The following is a 424-nucleotide window of genomic DNA, read 5'->3' on the forward strand; positions in this document are numbered from 1 at the left end:
GTTACTCAGCCGTTCGCCACTCGCTTCCACCCGGAGGTGGGTGCCGTTCGACTTGCATGTGTTAGGCGCGCCGCCAGCGTTCATCCTGAGCCAGGATCGAACTCTCCGTCCAATTATGGTGGGCGCCGCGGTGAGCCGCGGCGCCGTACGTCCCATAGCGTCCGGGAGCCCGATTGCCCGGTCCGGCATCACGCCGATCGGATCCATCGTCTCTTCTCGCCTGGATCGACGGGCTCGGGGATCGCTCCCCGGCTTCGATCTCAAGTACGCTTGGTTAGATGGTAATTTCCTATACTGTCCGTCGCAGCGCCTCATCGGCGCTGCCCGCTGTATCCGGTTCTCAAGGTGCCCGCCGCGGGTGCTCGCCCGCGCGGCAGGGAGATATATTGCCACTCCCCGGGGGCGCCGGGGGCGGGAATGTACG

Annotated in this window: 1 rRNA gene; it reads right to left on the reverse strand. The window is 65.6% G+C overall.

The window, feature by feature from the left end:
* A 16S ribosomal RNA gene (locus H6A16_RS10570) occupies positions 1-112 on the reverse strand; the annotation flags it as partial.
* Positions 113-424: the final 312 nt, after the last annotated feature.

Source organism: Collinsella tanakaei, assembly GCF_016900375.1.
GTDB lineage: Bacteria > Actinomycetota > Coriobacteriia > Coriobacteriales > Coriobacteriaceae > Collinsella.